This is a genomic window from Neisseria sp. P0021.S007 (assembly GCF_051956855.1).
Genome location: NZ_JBQCXA010001366.1, coordinates 1 through 492, shown reverse-complemented (window position 1 = coordinate 492; position 492 = coordinate 1). Strand labels below are relative to the sequence as shown.

The window sequence follows — 492 nt, the reverse complement described above, 5'->3', positions numbered from 1 at the left end:
GAACACGACGCGGTCGTAGTCGATATGGAAGTCGGTGCGCAAAGCGTCTGCGCCTTCTTGGGTGGAAGGCGTGACGGTAGGGATGATTTCGCCGTTTTTCGTGCGGAAACGTTGAGTGGAGAGAAGGTTTTTCCAATTCATCTGCATGAAATTGCTCCTTGCTGGTTTTCAGACGACCTTTGTGGGATGAACGGGATATTACTGCATTGCGGGACGGTTTGAAATCCCGATTGGCGTAGGGCGGCTGCTTGGGCAGTTGGTCTGAACAGGACTTTGTTTTTCAGTTACAATACGCGCTTACTATAATGATCGACAGTTTGAAGAGACGCGATGAAAGAACATAAGGCCCGGAAACGCTTCGGGCAGAATTTTTTGCAGGACACGCGGATTATTACCGATATTGTCAACGCCGTGCGTCCGCAGGCGGATGATGTGGTGATTGAAATCGGGCCGGGCTTGGCGGCGATTACCGAGCCTTTGGCGAAAAAGCTG

The 492-nt window shown here is 51.4% G+C and carries 1 protein-coding gene and 1 pseudogene; one reads left to right on the top strand and one right to left on the bottom strand.

What is annotated here, in order from left to right:
• Window positions 1-147 (bottom strand): annotated as a pseudogene (locus tag ACTHUR_RS19200) (deoxyguanosinetriphosphate triphosphohydrolase); the annotation flags it as partial.
• 183 nt (window positions 148-330) lie between these two features.
• On the opposite strand from ACTHUR_RS19200, the gene ACTHUR_RS19195 reads away from it, so the two are divergent.
• On the top strand, window positions 331-492 hold a 162-nt coding region (locus tag ACTHUR_RS19195; protein WP_440400378.1), incomplete at its 3' end, for an rRNA adenine N-6-methyltransferase family protein.